The 397-nt window shown below is 67.3% G+C and carries 1 protein-coding gene; it reads left to right on the plus strand.

All coding sequences use genetic code 11. The features are described from left to right. Window positions 1-397 (plus strand): YncE family protein (locus CAY82_RS27760; RefSeq protein WP_368681567.1); only part of this gene is annotated, 397 nt, incomplete at both ends.

A 397-nucleotide genomic window follows, 5' to 3' on the forward strand; every position in this document is an offset into this window, starting at 1 on the left:
CCCGTCCGGCACGAGGGCCTACGTCGCCGACGCCGGTAGTGACGACGTGAAAGTGATCAACACGGCGACCAATACCGTGACGGCGACCGTCCCGGTCGGCGACAGCCCGGCCAGGGTCGAGGTCAACCCGTCCGGCACGGCCGCCTATGCCACCAGCCAGGCTGATGACACCGTCTCGGTGATCAGCACCGGAACCAACGCCGTCACTGACACGATCAGCGGGTTCACCGGCCCCTACGGCATAGCCGTCGGCCCCTTGCCGCGGACGGCGGATATCGATGTCAACCTCACCGCTCAGCCGCACCTGTGCATCTTGGTGCCCTACCTGAGCTACACCCTCACCGCCGACAACACCGGCCCCGACGCCGTCACCTCCCCGACACTCACCTCGACGCTT

It is taken from the genome of Pseudomonas sp. SID14000 (genome assembly GCF_002165135.1).
Classification (GTDB): domain Bacteria; phylum Pseudomonadota; class Gammaproteobacteria; order Pseudomonadales; family Pseudomonadaceae; genus Aquipseudomonas.